A 19,258-nucleotide genomic window follows, 5' to 3' on the forward strand; every position below is an offset into this window, starting at 1 on the left:
AATTGACTGATTGGCGTAAATGTAATGTTTTATCGTTGACCCTGCGTGCTGTATAGGCTTTGATAACTTTAATGTCTTAACAAACATGGAAAAATAATGGAACAGTTACGTGGGCTTTATCCAGCGTATGAACCTTACGACAGTGGCTTGTTAGACACAGGCGACGGTCACCAGATTTACTGGGAACTGTGTGGCAACCCGGAGGGTAAACCTGCGGTATTTATCCATGGTGGCCCCGGCGGTGGGATTGCGCCGTATCACCGGCAGCTTTTCAACCCCACAAAATACAAAGTCTTGTTGTTTGATCAGCGTGGATGCGGGCGTTCAAAACCTCACGCCAGTCTGGATAACAACACGACCTGGCATTTAGTCGATGATATCGAGCGGCTACGTAAAATGGCTGGTGTCGATAAGTGGCTGATATTCGGTGGTTCTTGGGGATCGACACTCGCATTAGCTTACGGCGAGACCCATCCCGACCGGGTCAGTGAGATGGTGTTGCGTGGGATATTCACTCTGCGCAAAAAAGAGCTGTATTGGTATTATCAGGATGGCGCTTCACGTTTCTTCCCAGATAAATGGCAACGAGTGCTCTCTATTTTGTCGCCAGAAGAGCAGGGTGATGTAATTGCCGCTTATCGTCAACGCCTGACATCACCGGACAAGGCTGTGCAGCTCGAGGCGGCTAAAATTTGGAGCTTATGGGAAGGCGAGACTGTCACTCTGTTACCCACCAAGAGTTCGGCTTCTTTCGGTGAAGATGACTTTGCGCTAGCTTTTGCCCGCATTGAGAATCACTACTTCACCCATATGGGCTTTTTGGATAGCGATAACCAGCTACTGGATAACGTGACACGTATTCGCCATATTCCTGCGGTTATTATTCACGGCCGCTATGATATGGCTTGTCAGCCACAGAATGCGTGGGATTTAGCCCAAGCCTGGCCGGAGGCTGAATTGCATCTGGTTGAAGGGGCAGGGCACTCCTTTGATGAACCGGGGATCTTGCATCAATTGATTCTGGCAACGGATAAGTTTGCGCGTAAATCCTAGCACTTCATCTGATTAACTCCCGCAGAGCCAGCTTTGCGGGAGCATTTTGTTCATCACTTCATCTTCGGCTCATACGGCAAGCGAGAGAATTTATTCGATTCGCTACGGTAATGCGCCAAACGCTGCAAAAAGTAGTCGCGCAGCTCCTCTGGTTGCTCCCTTGCCACCATTTCAGGGATCACCGGCATATTGTAGCGCTCTTTAAATGCGACCCCTGAAGCGGCCAGGTCAACGTTCATTTTTGCTGTTTCTTCGTCAGAAAGCTCTGCCAAATTATATCCCATTCTTTTCTCCTTCTTGGCTGGTGGGAGGTTATGGCGCAAAAGGTAATGCAGACGGTCGTGATTGGCAAGTGGTGAGGATTATCAAGCAATGTCTATTTCTAAACTTTCAGCCGGAAATTATATTAACCTTCAGGCGAAAGACTTATTTTCATTTAATTAATACTCAAATAGGAATCATTCTTTTTAGTATTTGCACGGTAATGATAATGATTACTATAATAATTAAATAAATCCAGCGAGATTTATTTTTTTGTTTAAAATCATCGTGTTAATCGTTTATCTTATTTTTATAAAGTATTAATGTGAATAGGGTGTTCTTATTTTGTTTTTAACTTGGCATAATACGCCAAGTTAATCGTTGCTTACCTGCATTATAAATATTAGGGAATCATTTATGTTGAAGACAGAAATGGCACAAAAGCTCAATGAGCAGCTGAATCTAGAATTTTACTCTGCCAATCTTTATTTGCAGATGAGTGCCTGGTGCAGCGATAAAGGGTTTGAAGGTGCGGCGGCATTTTTAAAAGAGCATTCTCAGGAAGAGATGCAACATATGCAACGTTTGTTTGAATACCTCAGCGGCACGGGTTCTATGCCGGTGTTGGGTACCATCACTGCGCCGCCAATCGATTTTGCGTCATTGGCGGATGTATTCAAATTGACTTATGAGCATGAGCAACTGATCACGACTCAAATCAACGAGCTTGCCCATGTAGCAATGACCACTCACGACTACTCGACATTCAATTTCCTGCAATGGTATGTGGCTGAACAGCATGAAGAAGAAAAACTGTTCAAATCTATTCTGGATAAATTGGCACTGGTGGGTAATAGCGGTAACTCATTGTTCTTTGTTGATAAAGATTTGAAAACAATGGCGGCTCAGAGCCACATTCAGGCTTAATACTTGGCTTGATTAGCACTGACAGACTATTTGCCGCAGTTTCTGATTCCCACTGGTGGAACTCGGAGCTGCGGTTTTCGTTGTAACCGCATGATATTTATCCGCACTCCTTCCTCTCATTTTATTGTTTCGTGCTAATAACGAGTTGTTTAGCTATGGTTTCTCGACTTGCCATATTCAAATCGTTATCATTTGCAATAACAACAAAAGCTCGTGAGCTTAATAGCTGTTCGACAATTGGTGATATTTCAATCGCTATTCAGAATTTGGCGTTTTATTTTGTGTCCTACCTCACAGGTAGTGCAATTCACTGGAAGTGATAGGGGTTCACGCTGCCAATATAGGATATGGTTGGTAGCAGATTGATTATTCTCCCCCATCGATTAAGGGACATTATGTTTATTCGTAAAGTACGTTCTTCTTGCCGCATGCTGTCGGCGCTTATTGTGTTGTTTGTTGGGTTATCCAGCCAGCAAGCGCTGGCCCACGCACATTTAAAAATTGAGTCACCTGCCGCCGATACCACCATAGGTTCAGCGCCGGAAGCCCTGACATTGGGGTTCTCTGAAGGAATTGAGCTGAATTTCAGTGGTGTGAAAGTGACTGGCCCGGATAATGATGTGGTAAAAACTGGTGAGCTAAAATTAGACCCAGTCAATAATACGCAATTGATTTTACCAATTGATGATGCGTTAAAAGCAGGGAAATATAACGTTTCATGGCATGTCGTCTCTGTTGATGGCCATAAAACCAAAGGCACATACAGCTTCACAGTGAAATAATATGTCTCTGGCGACTCTATTCGTTCTGTGTCGCTTTCTGCACTTTTTGGCGGTGATGTTGATGTTTGGCATCAGTATTTTCACCGCCTTATTAGCACCAGACCGTTTTTCTTCGATACTCAAACCGCGTTTATCGCCTCTGCTTATCTTCAGTACCTTTCTGGGGCTAGCTTCTGCTGTCGGACTTTTGGCGATTCAAGCCGGTATGATGGGGGATGGCTGGGCCGATACCTACCGACTGAGTGTTTGGTGGGCAGTATTTGGCACCCGCTTTGGTCAGATATGGCAATGGCATCTTGGCCTATCCATCTTGAGCATGTGGATCGTATTGCTGGGTTCAACCCGTATTTATTACCGGTTAATGGCCGGGTGTTCCACTGTATTACTGGCAAGTCTGGCTTTTACCGGGCATGCGGCGATGCACGATGGTGCCTTGGGATGGATTCATCAAATCAATCAAGTGATACATTTACTCAGCGCGGGTTATTGGCTGGGATGTCTGCCACCACTCTTAATTTGTCTTGCTTATACCCGCCATAGTGATGTGAAACGCGAAGCTATCACGACATTGATTCGCTTTTCCAGTTGGGGGCATTTAGCGGTAACCTTGGTTTTAGTGACCGGTATTATTAACAGCATTATTATACTGCGGGAGACCTCTTTAACATTAACATCCACCTATCAGATGTTATTGCTCTGCAAAGTAATATTGGTGTTATTCATGATTGTTGTCGCACTGATTAACCGCTATTGGATTGTCCCAATGCTGCGAAGGTTGCCGGTGAAAGGCCACTATTGGCTGGTGGTTAACAGCTGCGTCGAGATAATCCTTGGTGCAGGGGTACTGCTGTTGGTCAGTATTTTTGCCACGATGGCACCGGTATAGGGCGGGATAGATCTAACAAACAGCGCCAGCAAGCTTGCATCCACGCCTCACTATGAGAGAAAATCTAAATAATCAGTTAATTAAGGGTAATTAAGATGAAGGGTTTTGTGCTGACGTTGTCGTTACTCATGTTATCCGCTAACGCTATGGCTGCCGGAAAGATTATCACGGTCAGCAAGTTTGAGTTTGGCAAACAATGGGCATTTAATCGCGAAGAAGTGATGCTGGAATGCCGCTCCGGTAATGCCTTGTTTGTGATAAATCCAAGCACACTAGCGCAATATCCGCTAAATGATATTGCGACTGAACAGATGAAGTCGGGTTATGTTCTGGCAAAACCATTAGATATTCTGCTGTTGGATGACAGCCAAAAACCGGGTCAAAAGATGAGTCTGGAGCCTTTCCAGCAACGCGCCATGACATTGTGTCAAAAGTAAGCCCGAGCACAGAGCCGGGGTATTTAGCGGTATTAGCCTATGTTTAACAGATAATTATCTTCTTTGGCATAGGGACGAGCTTTCCCTCACTCAAATTAGTTTATAGCCGTTATTAATTACTTCTGCTGCTAAGTTGGCGAAACACATGTACTCGACTACGCTTAAGGAGTACGGCTGAATAAGCCTACGTTAATGCCAACTTTTAGCGCACGGCTCTCTCCCAAGAGCCATTTCCCTAGACCGAATATAGGAATCGTATTCGGTCTTTTTTTAATTTATTGATTTTAAAGGTGAATTTTTGGGTTTATCGAAATTTATCGAAATTTTATCGAAATCTGATATTCGGTCTTTTATAGCATCACGTATTCTTTCCCTCTCGTATCAAGGTACTTATTCGTCATTTTCTCCGATTTATGCCCCAGCAGTTTCATCGCAAATTCCTTACCTTTTTCCTTTTCATACAATCGTCCGGCTAGGCTTCTGATCTCATGAAAAGTTGGCGGACTTTCATCAAAACGAAAATCTGTTCCTGTTCTCGCCGTTACGAATTTCTTAGTCAGGCTGTCTGGATGTAGTGATCCATCAGGGCTATTTTTCCGGATACCGGCACTTATCATAAAATCTGTTTTACTGGTTAATCTGCATCTTTCAATCACGGAGCTAAGACGTAGGCCAACGGCTTTAAGCTCAAGTTCTAAGGGCAGGGAGATCATGGCTCCGGTTTTTCCCTGATCTATCTGTAATCTGCCATCAACAATCTGGTCAAAGCGCATCAATGTTAAATCCTCACGCCGTTGGCCAGTCACCAGCGCCAGATCCATTGATAGCCCAAACCATGCCGGTAATGTATTAGCAACATTGCGAATGGCAAGATACTGATCCAGTTCCAGGCGCTCACGTTTTACCACTGGTTTAGCGGAACGTGTCGGTGTCACCGGGTTGTTCTCTATATGACCTTCGACAATCGCTTCCCTAAAGATATCTGACAGAACCGATCGCATGGTGGCAGCCATAGTCTTTTTATCCTGCGCTACCCAGAACTCCAAAAACTCAGCAACATGGCGCGTGCTGATTTTTGTTAATACATTGCTGCCCAATTTTTCGCTGATCATGGCTATTTGTCCCTTGCGAACTTTATAGGTGTTTTCGGCCAATTCCCGACGCTTATAGATGACGTCATATCGTTTTAGCCATGCTGCCAGTGTGTACTCCTGCGTGCCTTTGAGCTTTTCTAGTAGTGCGACAGGAGTGTAGTTTTGTTCAATGAAATTATTGGCCTCAATGGCTTGGGATATAGCGTCTCGTCGGGCAATTTTGCCGAGAGATAATTCCTTTCCAGTTAGCGGGTTGCGCCAATAGAAAGTTTGTTGAACACGCCTAAAGGTGAGGTTTTTGGGCAAATTAGCGTCATACTTTCCCGGCCTTTTTGCCATAACCCATCTTCTCCAATATTGGCGGTATCGTAGAATGTGAAATATTCAGCGCTTTCGCCATTCTGTAGCTTTTGGGCTGTATATAAATGGCGCCAGGCCGCACGCGATATTGTCTGCCGTGTTTTTCTGCTGCAGGGTAAAAGTTACCGTTTCTGGCCCAGCGTTGGAGTGTTTGAATCGTCGGCTTGTCAGTCGCATACGTTTCATCACACCATTCGGTTAATGTCATTAATTTAGCCATTGGTCATACCTCGATATGACCGGCCAGCATAGTAACGCGCTGACCGGTTCAGTTTTGATTTTTAAAAATCAGTTAGCGGACGGCTAACGAACGTTCGCCAGTTTCGAACTTGGCACCGGCTATCAATAGGCCCTCATTTAAGGCAGCTTTGATTTCATCGGCTTTTGGTGTGGTGATAATTTGCACCTGAGAAACGGAGTCCACATATTCATCAGGCAACAAATTCACATCGGTGATGACGAGTTTTTTTGCCCCTTTTCGGGCAGTAAAGGTATTGGACGCCGTTTTGATCGAGTCTTTACCGGTCTGAATCATGCATTCCAATATATATTTACGGTAGATCTCAGCCTGATTATCAAAACTTTTCTTGCGTGCACTCATCCGTTTGGCTTCGTTGGCGCATATCTCTGCCTGACCCTGCGTGTTACGAACCAATGCCATCAAAGCATCGAACTTATCTTCCAGCATGCCCTCAATGCCAGAGAGGGTATCAGCGACCATTTCGGGGGTGAGTTCATCACCGCTATCGGCCATTTCCTGCAATTTTCGGTAATCAGTGGCTAATGATATGGCGCTTGTGCTCATGCCTTTTCTCCCCCAGTGACAAATTTTGCCAGGCACTCATCTTTGATTTGATTCAAACGGGTTAGGCGTCCGGTCAGATATTTGACGTGCTCATCATCATGGGATGATTCGGCATTCTTGAGATGAACCCCGATGGTGCGTGTTAGTGAAGTGCTGATTTTTGTCACTTCATTCGCCGTGACTGCTGTTTTCATCGTCTCGGTATTGGCTTTGAATTTGTCATCTAACTCTTTACGTAGACGAACCACATCATCAGCTTTAGTGCTGGCATTTTTAATACCGAACTCAATATTATTGTCGGCGGTGTATTCAGCATCATCAAACAGCCCCATAAACACATCAGCGCTGAAACCAAGCTGTGCTAATGCTTTGGTCGTGGCGTCCGTTAGGCTTTTTTTACTGACTTCATCGTCACAAATGAAACCGTTGGTACTTTGATAAATATGTTTGGTATGACCAAAAGCAGGGAAGCGACCCCGACCTCCTGCGTGCTGGTACCACAGTTCAATCCGCATAGTGTGGTTGGATGTCCGTAGAATGGTGCCATCCCCATCACGCATTGGTTTACGCCCGATTTCTCGATTGTTGCTATCCAGAACCGACTCCATAAATGGAATGCCGGGTATAAATTCTTCACTGATAATATCCACGCCCCAGCCGCTACCAAAGGGGCCAAAAATCTCTGTGGCTCTCATTGTCTGATAGGTAGGATTGATGCTGGTCACAGAGCGAATGACTTTGCCATTTTTGGTAGTGTCTTTTCGCTTGGTACGTGCTGGATCGGTGCGCTGTACTGATTTCCAGATACTTAAATTATCCTGAGACTCTTTTGGTAACTTAGAGATATCCTGATCAATCTGTGATGCACGTTGCTGGAACTCATCTGCAGCAAGAAGCGGTGATTCAGGCTCTATCTGCTCGCTGGTATGTGTCTCGGCATTAATGCTCGCTGTTTCATCATTAATGGTGCTATTGGCAATGTTCGATGCATGATTTGGTTGTTCTGTTGCGCCTTTTGGCACTTTTGTATCAGTTTTTGGTTTTTCGATTGTGCTGGTATTCGCCGGTGAATCGTTGGCTGCGGCTGTCAAGCCATCAACGCTAAATTTGCCATCGCCAAGGTTTGCTACTTTCACATCATCGGCTTTGATTACATCAAGCTGTAAACACTGATTGATATAGGTTTTCAGCTTGGCTGGGTCTTTATGAATATCCAATTCAGCACCACGGATCATTGCAAACAGATCATCACGGGAAACCGCTAAAATGGCAGGGATAATCCGTAAAGCAGTTGACCAGCGTCGCCAAGCCTCATCACCTTTTTCTACTTTTTCTTTAGCGCCCCGATAAATGGATGATGGCACTTCCCAAACATCATAATCACCGGGAAACAGGGCGCAGGCGACTTCAAGATCGAGAGAGGCGTAATCATGCTTATAATCGCGTTTACGATGACCCGTTGGCGTAGGCGATGAATTGGCTGGTTCATTAGCTTGGCTGGTAGGGTGTTCACGCTCATCCGGGCGGGACATAATCCACTTTTCAGCAAATTTATTGACGTCTGGCCATGACTTAAAGGGGGGCGTGTGGCCCTGAATATCATCAATCAACTGGGCCAAGGAAGTAATCAACATGTGTTTAATTTGGGGTAGGCGCGGGAGACCATCAATTATTGCTCGATACAAAGGTTCCGATTCATCGTCATTAATTAAGTCATAAGCATTTGACAATAAATGGCTATCTACTGTTTCTGGTTCTACCCCGTATAACAAGATATAAGCAACTCTCACTTCTATTGGTAAATTGAATATATCCTTTATGTTTTCAATTTCATCATTATTTTGAATAGGGATAGGTTCAAATTCTTTAGACTCATCGTTCCACTGATTATGCTCCATCCATTCAGTGCTAAATATGGCATTATCATCAGAGTCATCATGAACTGGTGGGCGCGGGGAGCCGACACGATCAGCACAAACTTTAGGCGCAAAGAAATTACCACTTGAACCGGGGAATTCACCCTCTAATAACATGGTGGATTTCATTGTTGCCATTTTTTGATTTTTGGCATCAACAGTAATTGCCATGGCGACAGCACCATTTGCCATGGCAGATTTTTTGGGTACAAACCCACATATAAATAAGCTCATTGGTCATTCCTCGCTAATTATTTTTAATCTGATAATAACAATCGGTAAATTCGATTAATTTATCGGTTGGTAATACGTGTCTTAAAGTCTCAGAATCACACTTTTTAATTTGCTCTAAGGCGAGAGAAATTAAATCACGTACATCAACAGATCCTGTTTCAATAAGGTCCGTAACTGTTCCCATAATGGCATCAGAGTTTGCTCCAACCTCTACTAGTGCTGGAGATTTAGCCGTATTAACAATAGTAATAGAATCAGCCAGGATTCTTAATGTTGTCTTTTGCATAAAGATCCCTATATAATTTTGGCGTCCAGTGGTGGAAGCCATTGGTCATACCTCGCTGGAGTCGGTTTGGTCGCTGACTCAGCCGTCACCGGGACGTTAAGCCGGTAAGATAGCCCGCCTTGCGCGGGCTTTTTTACATCCCCAAAGCAGAATGACAAGAATGAGTTGCTGTCACTCACGCTATTTAGCAGCGTTTTACCCACTTTAATTAGCTGAGATTGATGACTGTTTCACGGTGTTAGCTACTAAAGTTAATGTTTTTCCTGAGGTGCTAAATCATTTACAAATTTTGATAGCAAAGCGATTAATAACAAATCACGGACTTGTTTCTTACCGAGACTAAAATTGGCTTCAATTGCTTCATCTTCACCAATGCCAATATAATTTTTGGCGGCAGCTTTAATTGCGCATCCCATACAATGGTAATCACCCAACGTTTCACCATTAGGTAATACAATAGATGCGGCAGGTAATTTTGAATTTGTATTTTTAACTGCATACCCGATGATTTCATTATCTGTTGATAATTGAGCAACAGCATCATGAAGTGGTTTAATAGATAATTTAATTTCTTTAAATTTCATTGGTCATACCTCGTTATTTTTGATGAATCATGGCATCGACTGGATAACAGTTGCCGTTGAATAACCTATTTTCGAAAATTACTTTTTCACACTCTTGTTGGGTGTCATAAACTTCATAGACAATATCTCTACAAATTTCATGAGCAGGGCATACCGATACAACTAAAGCGAATAGTAGTTGCTCCATAAATTTCCTGAATATTAAGGGTTAAATTATCTCGGCAGTTGCTTTCCCACCATCAGTAATTTTTAGATAAATCGATTCGCAATAAGGGCAAGTCGCCAGTGAATCCCAAACTGTGTTATCTATTCCTCTGCGTGTTTCAATTTCTTTATTACATATTGGGCAGCTAAGAGTGATGAAATTCACCCCCTTAGCTTTAGCTTGTGCAACGTATTTATTGTGGTCATCCAATAGTTTTCCCATCGTCTATCCCTTTTTATCTGCTTTCAGATTGTCAGAACTTGCTTACCTAAGCGGCTGTTGTGCCGTTGATGGGAGCAATTAAACCACAGGGTTACACCTACAATCAACCATTGGGTTATTTTAATTTAAATCTATGGGTTAATTTGTTGATTTTTAGGCGAAAAAAAACCGGCATAAGCCGGTTCTATAGGAGAGAGACGATTATTTATTATTCTTTGCTTCTATTATGTCTTTGATATTACGCGTTTTTACTAACTCACCAAACAATCTATCGTAATTTTCAATCATGCTTCTCAGTGAGGCGATATGATTATCTTTTTCACTTTCTGGAAGTCTATCAAATAGGTTAAGTAGCTCTCTATGCTGCTCATCTAAAACCATAGGGTTATCTAATGAGCGCTCCTCGGCTTCACTATCATCACTAAGCAACCAGGCGAGCGATACACCGAATGCTTCGGATAGCTTCAAAGCCGAATCTTTACTCATTTTTCCTTTAGTGAACCAACGCCCCGCAGCCTGTGGGCTAACCCCACATATACGAGCTAAACCAGATTTGTTTATTCCGGTCTTACTCATCAACTGGTAGAGACGACCTGCGATAGCCGGTTCTTTTGAATTATTTTCTTTATTCATTTCAACATTATAACCCAAAGGTTTACCCTTAAGAATAACCTTATGGTTGTATTTGTATGTAACCCTATGGTTTAATTTGAATGCAACCACGATAAGGATTGAAACTAATATGTCAAAAGATGCTCTCCACCGCGTAATTGATGCGGTGGGTTCCACTAAATCCCTTGCCGAACAGCTGGGAATCTCTCAGCAGTCAATCGGTAAATGGAAAAATAAGCGAAAGGGAATTATCCCTCATGCGCGAGTTTTAGAAATTTTTGCAGTTTCAGGAATTACTCCGCATGAGTTACGACCGGATATTTACCCTAATCCAACAGATGGGTTACCTGTTGATTATCAATCTAATACATCAGCCCAGTAAGAACTGATTTTTAAAAATCAGTTTCCACAAGGAGATAGCTGTGAAATTAAAACATGATGCCATCTGCGCGGAATTGCGTGGTTGGGCAGCGGAAACCAAACAGGAAATTGTAGCGGCAGAAATAGCACAGGCTTATTTCGCTTTGGGGGGAGGGGATCTTCCATTGACACCTGTTAACGATGAACACGCTACGCACAACAACAAGCAACGCCTATTTAGATGGATTGACAGTGACACGGACAGGTCAAGGACAAAAATCGCAGAGCTTACCCCGGCAATCCTCCGTGCATTGCCCGGAGAGCGTCGAGCCAGATTAGAAAATCCAAATTCAGTGAATTATTTAGCCGCACAAGCATTGCGAGATTTCTCGCTAGCCATGAGTGCAGTTTTTTTGGGCTGTTCTGATATGTCACAGAAGTTAATAAAAGCTACCGAGGCGATACATGCATTGATCCCAGTAACACAGCAGTTGATTGCATAACGAGGTATGACCAATGGCCAGATTTTCCAGAGAACAAGTCGAACAACAATTACGAGATGAACTGCAGAGGGCTGGGCTTACGGAATCCGTATCCAGATCAGCAGCAATTCAAGGAGGCAAGCATTACACCGAAGTACCTAACTCCACATTCTCAAGTGCTTTAGCTTGGGCAAAAACATACGCCAAACCTTACAAACGTATTCGGGATAAACCGGCGAAGAAAGTGGTTAAACCTAATAAGTCATGGAGGACACCACATGTCTAAAAAACTCACTTGGTGCAATGGCTATCGCTACGGAAACATGCCTATTACATCGAATATGGCACGGGTGGTTTTACGGCAAGTTGCACGCGAGTCCATGCAATGCCAACGGAGAGCATTTCACGCTCTTTTTAATATTAGTAACGCCAAATGTAACGTGTTCAGCGTTACAGAAAAGCACTGAGTCGGGGTAGGTATGGCATCAAGTTGGATAAAAGTCGAAGTGATAACTCCAGATAAACCGGAGATCTTTCAACTGGCTGAAATCCTGAATATTGACCCGGATACCGTACTTGGAAAGTTAATCCGTGTTTGGGTCTGGGCTGATCAACAGACCATCGACGGTAACGCAGATGGTAACGCGGCCAGCGTTACAAGAATTGGCATTGACCGTATCACTTTTATGACTGGCTTTGCTGATGCACTGATAACAGTTGGATGGTTAAAACATGACGGCGGGAAAATATACTTTCCTGACTTTGATCGCCATAACGGAAAAGGCTCTAAAAAACGGGCAGTTACAAGCAGACGTGTTACAGAATTCAGAGATTCCAAGGCAAAACGTAACGTTAAGGGTAACGCTGGCGGCGTTACACAGCAGGATCAAAAAGCGTTACCAGAGGAAGAGTTAGAAGAAGATAAAGAACTAAAAGATAAAACCCTATTGTCCCATGGCGAAAATAACGCCACGGGACCGAATGAAAATAATTTGCCTCCGAATTCCGAACCGGATCCCCAAGAGGCCGGTGGCAAAAACAAGCGGCATGAGTACTCGCCAGAATTCGAGGCGGCTTGGTTGATATATCCCCGTCGACCGGGAAGCCCTGACAAACACGGTGCTTTCAAAGCTTGGAACGCCAGACTGCGAGACGGCGTAACGACTGATGCGATGTTGGAAGGGGTGAGGCGCTATGCGGCGTTCGTTAAGGCGACGGGGAAAGTTGGTACGGAATTTATCAAACAGGCGAAAACATTTTTTGGACCGTCGCAGCATTTCGACGATGAGTGGCAAGTAAGCACAGGAGAAAATCATGTGGAATTCAGATTCAACCAGAGCGACCCACGACCGTACTCTGAGCAATACCTCAGTTGGGAACAACAACAGGAGATCACAGGCATGGAACCTATGGGATCTCATGATCAAAATCTACGCGAACCGCTGGACTGCGAAGAATGGCAATCGCCCGTCTGAACTGTGGGAACGTCAGATTAACACAATGACCGGTGACCAACTCCAGCGAGTCTGCACTGCATGCATGAAACGTTGTGAATCTGGTAACTCTTGGCCTCCAGATTTTGCCGAGTTTGTCACTCTCGTTGCTGAACATGGCGGCGGTCATCTGGGCTTAACCGTGATTGATGTTCTCGCCGAGCTTAAGCGCTACCGGAATGAATTTTATAAATACAGTTGTGCTGAGGAATTCAACTGGCGCCACCCGGTTTTATATCAAATCTGCGTAGACCTTAAGCGCCTTGGAATTGAAAAAAGGCTTACTGATACCGGACTAGAAACACAGGCAGGTATCGAGCTGGCCAAGTGGCAAAAGCGCGTTGCTAGTGGTGCACCAATCCCTCCCATTCGCCGCCAATTGAAAACACCTGACCGACCATCAGGATTAACCCCGGCACAGCAACTAGCAGCAGGAAACCGATACGTTAAATAAGCGAGGTATGACCAATGGAAATTAACAACTGCAATAGTTTTATCAATGACAGCCGGCCAGTTATTGACGACAAATGTGATCATTCGTCCTGCATCATTGATGCCTGGGGAATGGCGGCCCGCGCCAGATGCCGTGCACCTTACACGCCGCCGGTAAAGCCGAAAAAAGTAGCAATTCCTACATCGGCAGCAACGAAATCAGAGAAGCTTAAAGCGGCCAAAAAATCTAACACATCATCAGCACTGCGGCTAAAAGCCAGTGAGCTGGTGGCAGTGATGCTGGGTAAAACATTGACCTATACCGGCATTCTTGCCGCGCTTGATAAATCCTATCCGGATCACGGCATTACGCTGCGCATGTTGCAGATGCGTATGATTGGCTTGATGAAATCGCCGCATGTTGACATTACCCGTCATGAAAAACCGGTAGCGGAATTTACCCTGCACAGTGTCAGTGAGCGTTTTTATGCGGATTCGATACTCAGGGCTAAAACTAAAGGCGGGGGTGCTCAATGATCTGGCCGACTGAAGTAAATCAATGTGCCTCATCGGTTATACCGGTACATGCTTTGAGTCCCGACCACCAGCAACAGCTTTTGCTCCAAATGAACCAGATGTTTTTAAATCGAGATAATCCGCAGCATATCCAACAGGCGGCTCATGCATGGGCGCGGCGTAAAGAAATCACTGTAGCGCGGCCTGATTTACAGGATGGTCTGGTTGTCGTGGGGTTCGCTGGTGGTGGCGGGAGCTGTGAGGGCATTAAGCAAGCATTAGGCTATGAGCCACACATTGCCATGAATCATAACCCTGTGGCAATGGCGATGCATGCCATCAATCACCCACGCACGTTGCATTATCCTGAGGATATTTTCAGCGTTGACCCGCTGATATCTACCGGTGGTCTGCCGGTATTACTGGGGTGGTTCAGCCCTGATTGCCGCCATTTCTCCAAAGCCAAGGGCGGCACGCCAGTTAAGAAAGAAATTCGTGGTTTAGCCTGGGTGGTGTTGCGCTGGGCGCTGGCAGTACGTCCACGCTTTCTGATGTTGGAGAACGTCGAAGAGTTTCGCGGCTGGGGGCCATTATTGACGGATAGTCAGGGTAATCACCGACCTGATCCTGCCCGTAAGGGAGAAACGTTCAAGGCATTTATTGGCATGCTGGGTGCTGGCATCGATGCGAATCACCCCGCGCTGACCGAAGTGTGTGAGTTTTTGAAGATAGATATCAATGGCCCAGAGGCGGCAAGGTTGGTTTCAGGGTTGGGTTATAACGTTGACCACAGGGAACTGAAAGCTTGTGATTACGGTACACCCACTATTAGAAAGCGGTTGTTTGTGGTTGGGCGGTGTGACGGTGAACCGGTTGTATGGCCAGAGCCAAGCCACGGCGCACCAAACTCTTCTGATGTGCTTTCTGGCATGCTGCAACCTTGGCGAACGGCAGCGGAGTGTATCGATTGGAGCCAGCCAACTCGCTCTATTTTCGGTCGCAAGAAAGATTTGGCTGATAATACCTTGCGGCGCATCGTCAAAGGGCTGCAACGCTTTGTTATTGATAACCCTGACCCGTTTATTGTGCGACTGGGACAAACTGGTTTTGGTGGTGACCGCCTGCAGTATCCGCTAGACCAACCGCTAACCACCATCACCAGCAAGGCCGAGCATTTATTGCTGGAGCCATATGCGGTGAAGTGCAACCACACCAGCACCAAGACCAAATATGATTGCTTCCGTGGGCAGTCATTGCGTGATCCGTTGCAGACCATCACCAGAACCCATGGTTTTGCTGTCGCTGCGCCGGTGGTTGTGCGTCAGTTCGGTAACAGTACGGCAAATCCAATTTAGGATAGCTATTACGATAAAGAACTATATCGTATTGATTTCTATTTTCATTTGGTTTTGAATTTCCATCAATAATCTCACCAGTTCCAATAGATATATTGCTCGGAAGATGATCTTTAAGAAATTTGCTTATAAATGATTCCCTAGGGTTTCCCTTATGTAATGAATGACCAGTGTTAGCCGCTACTTTAGAATTGGCAACTAACACATTTTCCATAGCATTCATGTGAGCTTGTAGCATTCCTTTACCCTCTGAAAGTTACAATCAATAAAGCATTATCTGGATATTGAGTTTATTAAAATATCTAATGAAACAGTATAACCAAAATAGGTTGCTGAAAGTGTGTAGTACTTGACAAAAATTTGAGGCCTGTTCACATAACAAGGTCTTCTTTTTCCGCTTCACACCCAACCCATCAGGGAGGGGGAGACTATGAAAATGAGCAATATAACAACAGCGGTCTCCTATACCGTGTCGGGTGGTAGTTTCATTTTTTGGGTTAAAGAGCTAATTGCTGGCTTCACCCCTGATGAGTGGACGGTAATTGGTGTTCTTGGTTCGTTATTTTTTATGGCTCTGACATTCATGCTTAATGCTGGCGTCAAGATTTGGGATCGCCGCCACGGCTATAAACCGGATGGTGAGTGATGGCCTCGACAAAAAGCAAATTAAGCGCGGCTGTCCTGGCTCTGGTTATGGTTGCAGCACCGGCCACCATAATTCTTGATCAGCTATTGGATGAGAAAGAGGGTAACCGGCTGGTAGCTTATCCAGATGGAAAGGGGATTTGGACTGTTTGCCGTGGTGCTACTCAAGTAGATGGTAAGCCGGTAGTTAAAGGGATGAAGCTATCAGCGGAGAAATGTGCTGCGGTGAATAAGCTGGAGGCTGACAAGGCCATTAGTTGGGTAAAGCAGAATGTCCGTGTCCCGCTGACTGAGCCACAAATTGCCGGTATTGCTTCGTTTTGCCCCTACAACATCGGCCCTAGTAAATGCTTCACCTCCACGTTCTATAAAAAACTCAACGCTGGCGACCGTAAAGGTGCGTGCTCTGAAATCAAACGCTGGGTATATGACGGCGGTAAAGATTGCAATGTTCGCGCAAATAACTGTTACGGGCAGATAGAACGCCGCGCACAGGAAAGCGAACTGACCTGCTGGGGGCTGGATGAATAAGGCCATCGGATTAGTTATTGCTGTGCTGGTGGTTATTGTGTCGGCTCTGTTCTTTAACAGTTATCGGCTCTCAAATAAGGTCGAAAAAACGGAAGCGGAGCTGGTGGCCGAGCAAGCCACAAATACAGCCCTGGGCAACATAATTGATGCATACCAGATGAATGAAGCCGCCAACCGAGCAGCCACCACCCGTCAGCTTGAGAACGAAAGGAAACTCCGCAATGAAAGTGAAGATCGGCTTAAGCGGTTTTTGGCGGTGTCATCAGTTGATGGGTGTGCTATTCAGCGTATGCCTGACGCTGGCATTAACATCTTGCGCGAATAAGTCGGCACCACGCCCCTTCGCTACTTGCCCCGTGTTATTACCCCCAGAGTCAGCATTAACTGAATGCGAGGTACCGGACTTTGTCGGTACTACATGGGGTGATAGCGGGCTGTATGCACTGGCTTTGAAACGGGAGTTGCGGATATGTAAGAGCAGACTAGATGAGGTCATTAACTGGCGACATAATGCCAGTTAATGAAAAGATGCTATTTCGATTTAATAGACAATTTTTCACATGTCATATTAGCTGAAGCCAATTGATCCAATGCTGTAATTAAAGTGAATTGCGACATCCATATTCCAAAACCAACCAATAGCCAAAAAATGATAAAGGCAGCTCGGTTTTTAGGCTTTAAAGTGTCGTTTAACCGTACTGCTATATCAAGCGCACAGCAGAACATTAATGAAATACCTAGGAAAACCGCAATATTTTCAATCCAATTACTGGATGTAGGATAAAGACAAGACAGCCTAATATTCATCAAGAATATGATAGTTATAACTACAAAATAACTTGCGATGCTAGCGCATGATTGAGTTGTTAACTTGCTAAAGGATCTGATGTTTTCGAGGGTTATTAACTTGCTAAGGCATCTAATATTTTTGATGATTATTTCTTTTATTTTCACGTGATTTCCCTATCTCTAACAGAGCAATGATACTTATTGCATTACAGATGGTACTCATTGAGCATTATCGATAATGCGCAAGCAAAGCCATCAGTAACACCTTCCGCTCACCCTGAGCATGGTTGCTGGTGGTTTTTTTATTTAGGAAGGTGGGCGACCGCGAGTAGTTGGAGCTACTAACGGCCATTCATACCCACAGTTGAGGTCATGAGTACGAACCAAGGCCCACTTGCTCTCGAGAGCAGGGTCATAATAGTTGGAACTTGCAAAATGACCATAGAGAAAAATCAGAAAAGATTGGAGATAGTCTACAAACCTCTCAATTCGTTGATTGTTTACGTGAAAAATGCCAGAACACATTCAGCAGAGCAGGTGAATACAATCGTTGCGAGTATTAAGCAATACGGTTGGACTAATCCGGTATTGATTGATGAAAAGGGAGAGGTGATTGCTGGCCATGGACGTTTATTAGCTGCAGAACAATTAAATGCGAAAGAAGTACCAACTATCACTTTGGTTGGATTAACTGAAACAGAGAAAAAAGCCTATCGTCTTGCTGACAATAAATTGCCGCTTAATGCCGGATGGGATCAGGAACTATTAACACTAGAGCTGGGTGATTTATTGGCAGACAATTTTGATCTTTCTCTCACTGGATTTTCATCAGAAGAGATAGATCAAATGTTGAATGCCGATTTTTTGCCTGGTAACGAAAATGATCAGGGAAAGCTCGACCATCTGGATACCAAGCTTTGCCCACATTGTGGGGGTGTTCTATGACATCACTCACAGTGGATTGGGCCACTCATCAGGCAGCCAGCTTTGCATGCCTTAACTGGCATTATGCTAAAGCGGTACCAGTGGGAAAATTGGTAAAAGTGGGGGCATGGGAGGATGGGAAATTTATTGGTGTCGTTATTTTTAGCCGCGGTGCCAATAACCATATCGGGCAGCCTTACAGCTTGCAGCAGGATCAAGTGTGTGAACTGACCCGCGTAGCATTACGGCAACACATATCGCCGGTTAGTCAGATATTGGCTAAAGCGATTAAGTTTCTCGCTGATGTTTGTCCGGGGCTGCGGCTAATAGTCTCCTATGCAGATAAAGACCAAAATCATCATGGCGGAATTTATCAGGCTACCAACTGGATATATGAAGGACTATTTGGTGTAGGCACCTTAGGTGCTTTCATTATCAACGGTAAGAAAACCCACCCGCGCAGTGTTGCTGCTAAAGGGGTAAAGCAAAGCCTTGAATCTGTCAGACAGCATTTAGACCCCAATGCTCAAGAGTTCAAAACATCAGGCAAGCATAAATATCTGATGCCTCTCGACAAGCAAATGAAAAAAATCCTGCTTTCACGTCATAAACCCTATCCCAAGAGGGCATGACGATGGATAAGCCGACGCTAGATAAGGTGGAGGCATTGGCAGGGCGTGGATTAACGGAACAGCAGATAGCCGACACATTGGAAATCGACATTGATATTTTAAGGAAGGATAAATCAGCAATCTCACTTTACCGGCTGGCCGTTCGCAGAGGAAAAGCTAAAGGGATAGCGGATATATCCAATTCTCTGTTTATCAAAGCCAAGAAAGGCGACACGCGAGCCATGATTTTCTTGCTGGAGCATTTAAAACCTCAACAATAGTTACCTACTGTCATTTCATCTATAAGGAAAATGATATGAACGATCAGCCCTATATTTATGCCGGAAGTCTGAATAATCGAGAGTTGAGCAATTGGTTAGCTCAGAAACTATTGGAACTCGGGTACCTTATTTCAAATGAGAATCAGCAAGCATCTCTGAACGAAAGGCTTGCCGA

General features: G+C 44.7%; 28 protein-coding genes and 1 pseudogene. 18 read left to right on the forward strand and 11 right to left on the reverse strand.

The window, feature by feature from the left end; all coding sequences use genetic code 11:
* The first annotated feature begins 96 nt into the window (after positions 1–96).
* Complete coding sequence (gene pip / locus N0H69_RS12405) at positions 97–1,053, forward strand: prolyl aminopeptidase (protein ID WP_050121131.1); 957 nt, start codon at positions 97–99, stop codon at positions 1,051–1,053.
* Positions 1,054–1,106: 53 nt separating this feature from the next.
* Here the strand turns inward: pip and N0H69_RS12410 are convergent, their stop codons facing one another.
* Positions 1,107–1,337 carry a DNA polymerase III subunit theta gene (locus N0H69_RS12410; RefSeq protein ID WP_050109138.1) on the reverse strand — a complete coding sequence of 77 codons (231 nt, stop codon included), beginning with the start codon at positions 1,335–1,337 and terminating at the stop codon, positions 1,107–1,109.
* Positions 1,338–1,731: 394 nt separating this feature from the next.
* Between N0H69_RS12410 and ftnA the strand changes: the two genes are divergently transcribed.
* From ftnA to N0H69_RS12430, 4 genes are all read left to right on the forward strand, one after another.
* Entirely contained in the window at positions 1,732–2,241 is a 510-nt protein-coding gene (ftnA, locus tag N0H69_RS12415; protein ID WP_050109139.1) for a non-heme ferritin, read from the forward strand.
* 395 nt (positions 2,242–2,636) lie between these two features.
* On the forward strand, positions 2,637–3,023 hold the full coding sequence (gene yobA, locus N0H69_RS12420; RefSeq protein WP_004709445.1) for a CopC domain-containing protein YobA: 387 nt from the start codon (positions 2,637–2,639) through the stop codon (positions 3,021–3,023).
* Position 3,024: 1 nt separating this feature from the next.
* Entirely contained in the window at positions 3,025–3,909 is an 885-nt protein-coding gene (copD, locus tag N0H69_RS12425) for a copper homeostasis membrane protein CopD (protein ID WP_050152220.1), read from the forward strand.
* A 95-nt stretch (positions 3,910–4,004) separates the two neighbouring features.
* Positions 4,005–4,346: a YebY family protein gene (locus tag N0H69_RS12430; protein ID WP_050152219.1), complete on the forward strand. Its 342-nt coding sequence runs from the start codon at positions 4,005–4,007 to the stop codon at positions 4,344–4,346.
* A gap of 350 nt (positions 4,347–4,696) precedes the next feature.
* Here N0H69_RS12430 and N0H69_RS12435 read toward each other — a convergent pair whose 3' ends face one another.
* The 9 genes from N0H69_RS12435 to N0H69_RS12475 all read right to left on the reverse strand — a co-directional run bounded on the left by N0H69_RS12435 (position 4,697) and on the right by N0H69_RS12475 (position 10,685).
* Positions 4,697–5,779, reverse strand: coding sequence for a tyrosine-type recombinase/integrase (locus N0H69_RS12435; RefSeq protein ID WP_050152218.1), 1,083 nt, complete (start codon positions 5,777–5,779; stop codon positions 4,697–4,699).
* Positions 5,754–6,020, reverse strand: a complete 267-nt coding sequence (locus N0H69_RS12440) for an excisionase (RefSeq protein WP_050152217.1) — start codon at positions 6,018–6,020, stop codon at positions 5,754–5,756. The genes N0H69_RS12435 and N0H69_RS12440 overlap by 26 nt, the downstream gene beginning before the upstream one ends.
* A gap of 72 nt (positions 6,021–6,092) precedes the next feature.
* A complete protein-coding gene (locus tag N0H69_RS12445; RefSeq protein ID WP_050109144.1) occupies positions 6,093–6,605 on the reverse strand; it encodes a siphovirus Gp157 family protein in 513 nt (170 codons plus the stop codon).
* Positions 6,602–8,755 carry a phage-associated endonuclease gene (locus tag N0H69_RS12450; protein ID WP_050152216.1) on the reverse strand — a complete coding sequence of 718 codons (2,154 nt, stop codon included), beginning with the start codon at positions 8,753–8,755 and terminating at the stop codon, positions 6,602–6,604. The genes N0H69_RS12445 and N0H69_RS12450 overlap by 4 nt, the downstream gene beginning before the upstream one ends.
* A 13-nt stretch (positions 8,756–8,768) precedes the next feature.
* Positions 8,769–9,041, reverse strand: coding sequence for a hypothetical protein (locus N0H69_RS12455; protein ID WP_151419940.1), 273 nt, complete (start codon positions 9,039–9,041; stop codon positions 8,769–8,771).
* Between the two features lie 251 nt (positions 9,042–9,292).
* Positions 9,293–9,625, reverse strand: coding sequence for a hypothetical protein (locus N0H69_RS12460; protein WP_050152214.1), 333 nt, complete (start codon positions 9,623–9,625; stop codon positions 9,293–9,295).
* Positions 9,626–9,638: 13 nt separating this feature from the next.
* Entirely contained in the window at positions 9,639–9,812 is a 174-nt protein-coding gene (locus N0H69_RS12465) for a DUF1482 family protein (protein ID WP_151419939.1), read from the reverse strand.
* A 21-nt stretch (positions 9,813–9,833) separates the two neighbouring features.
* Entirely contained in the window at positions 9,834–10,052 is a 219-nt protein-coding gene (locus tag N0H69_RS12470) for a hypothetical protein (RefSeq protein ID WP_050109147.1), read from the reverse strand.
* 201 nt (positions 10,053–10,253) lie between these two features.
* Positions 10,254–10,685: a helix-turn-helix domain-containing protein gene (locus N0H69_RS12475; RefSeq protein ID WP_050152250.1), complete on the reverse strand. Its 432-nt coding sequence runs from the start codon at positions 10,683–10,685 to the stop codon at positions 10,254–10,256.
* A gap of 109 nt (positions 10,686–10,794) precedes the next feature.
* Between N0H69_RS12475 and N0H69_RS12480 the strand changes: the two genes are divergently transcribed.
* From N0H69_RS12480 to N0H69_RS12505, 6 genes and pseudogenes are all read left to right on the forward strand, one after another.
* Positions 10,795–11,046, forward strand: coding sequence for a transcriptional regulator (locus N0H69_RS12480; RefSeq protein ID WP_050121139.1), 252 nt, complete (start codon positions 10,795–10,797; stop codon positions 11,044–11,046).
* Between the two features lie 40 nt (positions 11,047–11,086).
* Positions 11,087–11,527, forward strand: coding sequence for a toxin YdaT family protein (locus N0H69_RS12485; RefSeq protein ID WP_050109150.1), 441 nt, complete (start codon positions 11,087–11,089; stop codon positions 11,525–11,527).
* A gap of 458 nt (positions 11,528–11,985) precedes the next feature.
* On the forward strand, positions 11,986–12,981 hold the full coding sequence (locus tag N0H69_RS12490; RefSeq protein WP_050152212.1) for an LvrA C-terminal domain-related protein: 996 nt from the start codon (positions 11,986–11,988) through the stop codon (positions 12,979–12,981).
* 64 nt (positions 12,982–13,045) lie between these two features.
* Complete coding sequence (locus N0H69_RS12495) at positions 13,046–13,453, forward strand: replication protein P (RefSeq protein WP_050152249.1); 408 nt, start codon at positions 13,046–13,048, stop codon at positions 13,451–13,453.
* Positions 13,454–13,467: 14 nt separating this feature from the next.
* Entirely contained in the window at positions 13,468–13,968 is a 501-nt protein-coding gene (locus N0H69_RS12500; protein ID WP_050152211.1) for a hypothetical protein, read from the forward strand.
* A pseudogene (locus N0H69_RS12505) lies at positions 13,965–15,293 on the forward strand (DNA cytosine methyltransferase); the annotation flags it as partial. The gene N0H69_RS12500 and the pseudogene N0H69_RS12505, both read left to right, overlap by 4 nt.
* Here N0H69_RS12505 and N0H69_RS22180 read toward each other — a convergent pair.
* On the reverse strand, positions 15,223–15,540 hold the full coding sequence (locus N0H69_RS22180; protein ID WP_311196328.1) for a DUF6602 domain-containing protein: 318 nt from the start codon (positions 15,538–15,540) through the stop codon (positions 15,223–15,225). The pseudogene N0H69_RS12505 and the gene N0H69_RS22180 overlap by 71 nt on opposite strands.
* 198 nt (positions 15,541–15,738) lie before the next feature.
* On the opposite strand from N0H69_RS22180, the gene N0H69_RS12510 reads away from it, so the two are divergent.
* From N0H69_RS12510 to N0H69_RS12535, 7 genes are all read left to right on the forward strand, one after another.
* A complete protein-coding gene (locus N0H69_RS12510; RefSeq protein WP_230676052.1) occupies positions 15,739–15,948 on the forward strand; it encodes a phage holin in 210 nt (69 codons plus the stop codon).
* Complete coding sequence (locus tag N0H69_RS12515; protein WP_050152206.1) at positions 15,948–16,478, forward strand: lysozyme; 531 nt, start codon at positions 15,948–15,950, stop codon at positions 16,476–16,478. The genes N0H69_RS12510 and N0H69_RS12515 overlap by 1 nt, the downstream gene beginning before the upstream one ends.
* Positions 16,471–16,803: a DUF2570 family protein gene (locus tag N0H69_RS12520; protein ID WP_050152205.1), complete on the forward strand. Its 333-nt coding sequence runs from the start codon at positions 16,471–16,473 to the stop codon at positions 16,801–16,803. The genes N0H69_RS12515 and N0H69_RS12520 overlap by 8 nt, the downstream gene beginning before the upstream one ends.
* Entirely contained in the window at positions 16,748–16,999 is a 252-nt protein-coding gene (gene lysC / locus N0H69_RS22320) for an Rz1-like lysis system protein LysC (protein WP_446053753.1), read from the forward strand. The genes N0H69_RS12520 and lysC overlap by 56 nt, the downstream gene beginning before the upstream one ends.
* A gap of 703 nt (positions 17,000–17,702) precedes the next feature.
* Positions 17,703–18,212: a ParB/Srx family N-terminal domain-containing protein gene (locus tag N0H69_RS12525; RefSeq protein ID WP_072077699.1), complete on the forward strand. Its 510-nt coding sequence runs from the start codon at positions 17,703–17,705 to the stop codon at positions 18,210–18,212.
* Positions 18,209–18,823, forward strand: coding sequence for a Mom family adenine methylcarbamoylation protein (locus N0H69_RS12530; protein ID WP_050152202.1), 615 nt, complete (start codon positions 18,209–18,211; stop codon positions 18,821–18,823). The genes N0H69_RS12525 and N0H69_RS12530 overlap by 4 nt, the downstream gene beginning before the upstream one ends.
* Before the next feature lie 2 nt (positions 18,824–18,825).
* Positions 18,826–19,083 (forward strand): hypothetical protein, encoded by a 258-nt coding sequence (locus tag N0H69_RS12535; protein ID WP_050121153.1) that lies wholly within the window; start codon positions 18,826–18,828, stop codon positions 19,081–19,083.
* The last annotated feature ends 175 nt before the right edge of the window (positions 19,084–19,258 follow it).

This window comes from Yersinia alsatica (assembly GCF_025133195.1).
Classification (GTDB): Bacteria; Pseudomonadota; Gammaproteobacteria; order Enterobacterales; family Enterobacteriaceae; genus Yersinia; species Yersinia alsatica.

Excerpts from the sequence above, each read along its gene's own strand:
- N0H69_RS12535 (WP_050121153.1), top strand. The coding sequence starts at position 18,826 with ATGGATAAGCCGACGCTAGATAAGGTGGAGGCATTGGCAGGGCGTGGA.
- N0H69_RS12410 (WP_050109138.1), bottom strand. The coding sequence starts at position 1,337 with ATGGGATATAATTTGGCAGAGCTTTCTGACGAAGAAACAGCAAAAATG.
- N0H69_RS12440 (WP_050152217.1), bottom strand. The coding sequence starts at position 6,020 with ATGGCTAAATTAATGACATTAACCGAATGGTGTGATGAAACGTATGCG.
- N0H69_RS12525 (WP_072077699.1), top strand. The coding sequence starts at position 17,703 with ATGACCATAGAGAAAAATCAGAAAAGATTGGAGATAGTCTACAAACCT.
- N0H69_RS12490 (WP_050152212.1), top strand. The coding sequence starts at position 11,986 with ATGGCATCAAGTTGGATAAAAGTCGAAGTGATAACTCCAGATAAACCG.
- ftnA (WP_050109139.1), top strand. The coding sequence starts at position 1,732 with ATGTTGAAGACAGAAATGGCACAAAAGCTCAATGAGCAGCTGAATCTA.
- N0H69_RS22180 (WP_311196328.1), bottom strand. The coding sequence starts at position 15,540 with ATGCTACAAGCTCACATGAATGCTATGGAAAATGTGTTAGTTGCCAAT.
- N0H69_RS12455 (WP_151419940.1), bottom strand. The coding sequence starts at position 9,041 with ATGCAAAAGACAACATTAAGAATCCTGGCTGATTCTATTACTATTGTT.
- N0H69_RS12470 (WP_050109147.1), bottom strand. The coding sequence starts at position 10,052 with ATGGGAAAACTATTGGATGACCACAATAAATACGTTGCACAAGCTAAA.
- N0H69_RS12480 (WP_050121139.1), top strand. The coding sequence starts at position 10,795 with ATGTCAAAAGATGCTCTCCACCGCGTAATTGATGCGGTGGGTTCCACT.
- N0H69_RS12520 (WP_050152205.1), top strand. The coding sequence starts at position 16,471 with ATGAATAAGGCCATCGGATTAGTTATTGCTGTGCTGGTGGTTATTGTG.
- N0H69_RS12515 (WP_050152206.1), top strand. The coding sequence starts at position 15,948 with ATGGCCTCGACAAAAAGCAAATTAAGCGCGGCTGTCCTGGCTCTGGTT.
- N0H69_RS12500 (WP_050152211.1), top strand. The coding sequence starts at position 13,468 with ATGGAAATTAACAACTGCAATAGTTTTATCAATGACAGCCGGCCAGTT.
- N0H69_RS12510 (WP_230676052.1), top strand. The coding sequence starts at position 15,739 with ATGAGCAATATAACAACAGCGGTCTCCTATACCGTGTCGGGTGGTAGT.
- N0H69_RS12435 (WP_050152218.1), bottom strand. The coding sequence starts at position 5,779 with ATGGCAAAAAGGCCGGGAAAGTATGACGCTAATTTGCCCAAAAACCTC.
- N0H69_RS12450 (WP_050152216.1), bottom strand. The coding sequence starts at position 8,755 with ATGAGCTTATTTATATGTGGGTTTGTACCCAAAAAATCTGCCATGGCA.
- N0H69_RS12475 (WP_050152250.1), bottom strand. The coding sequence starts at position 10,685 with ATGAATAAAGAAAATAATTCAAAAGAACCGGCTATCGCAGGTCGTCTC.
- lysC (WP_446053753.1), top strand. The coding sequence starts at position 16,748 with ATGGGTGTGCTATTCAGCGTATGCCTGACGCTGGCATTAACATCTTGC.
- copD (WP_050152220.1), top strand. The coding sequence starts at position 3,025 with ATGTCTCTGGCGACTCTATTCGTTCTGTGTCGCTTTCTGCACTTTTTG.
- yobA (WP_004709445.1), top strand. The coding sequence starts at position 2,637 with ATGTTTATTCGTAAAGTACGTTCTTCTTGCCGCATGCTGTCGGCGCTT.
- N0H69_RS12495 (WP_050152249.1), top strand. The coding sequence starts at position 13,046 with ATGAAACGTTGTGAATCTGGTAACTCTTGGCCTCCAGATTTTGCCGAG.
- N0H69_RS12430 (WP_050152219.1), top strand. The coding sequence starts at position 4,005 with ATGAAGGGTTTTGTGCTGACGTTGTCGTTACTCATGTTATCCGCTAAC.
- pip (WP_050121131.1), top strand. The coding sequence starts at position 97 with ATGGAACAGTTACGTGGGCTTTATCCAGCGTATGAACCTTACGACAGT.
- N0H69_RS12460 (WP_050152214.1), bottom strand. The coding sequence starts at position 9,625 with ATGAAATTTAAAGAAATTAAATTATCTATTAAACCACTTCATGATGCT.
- N0H69_RS12445 (WP_050109144.1), bottom strand. The coding sequence starts at position 6,605 with ATGAGCACAAGCGCCATATCATTAGCCACTGATTACCGAAAATTGCAG.
- N0H69_RS12530 (WP_050152202.1), top strand. The coding sequence starts at position 18,209 with ATGACATCACTCACAGTGGATTGGGCCACTCATCAGGCAGCCAGCTTT.
- N0H69_RS12465 (WP_151419939.1), bottom strand. The coding sequence starts at position 9,812 with ATGGAGCAACTACTATTCGCTTTAGTTGTATCGGTATGCCCTGCTCAT.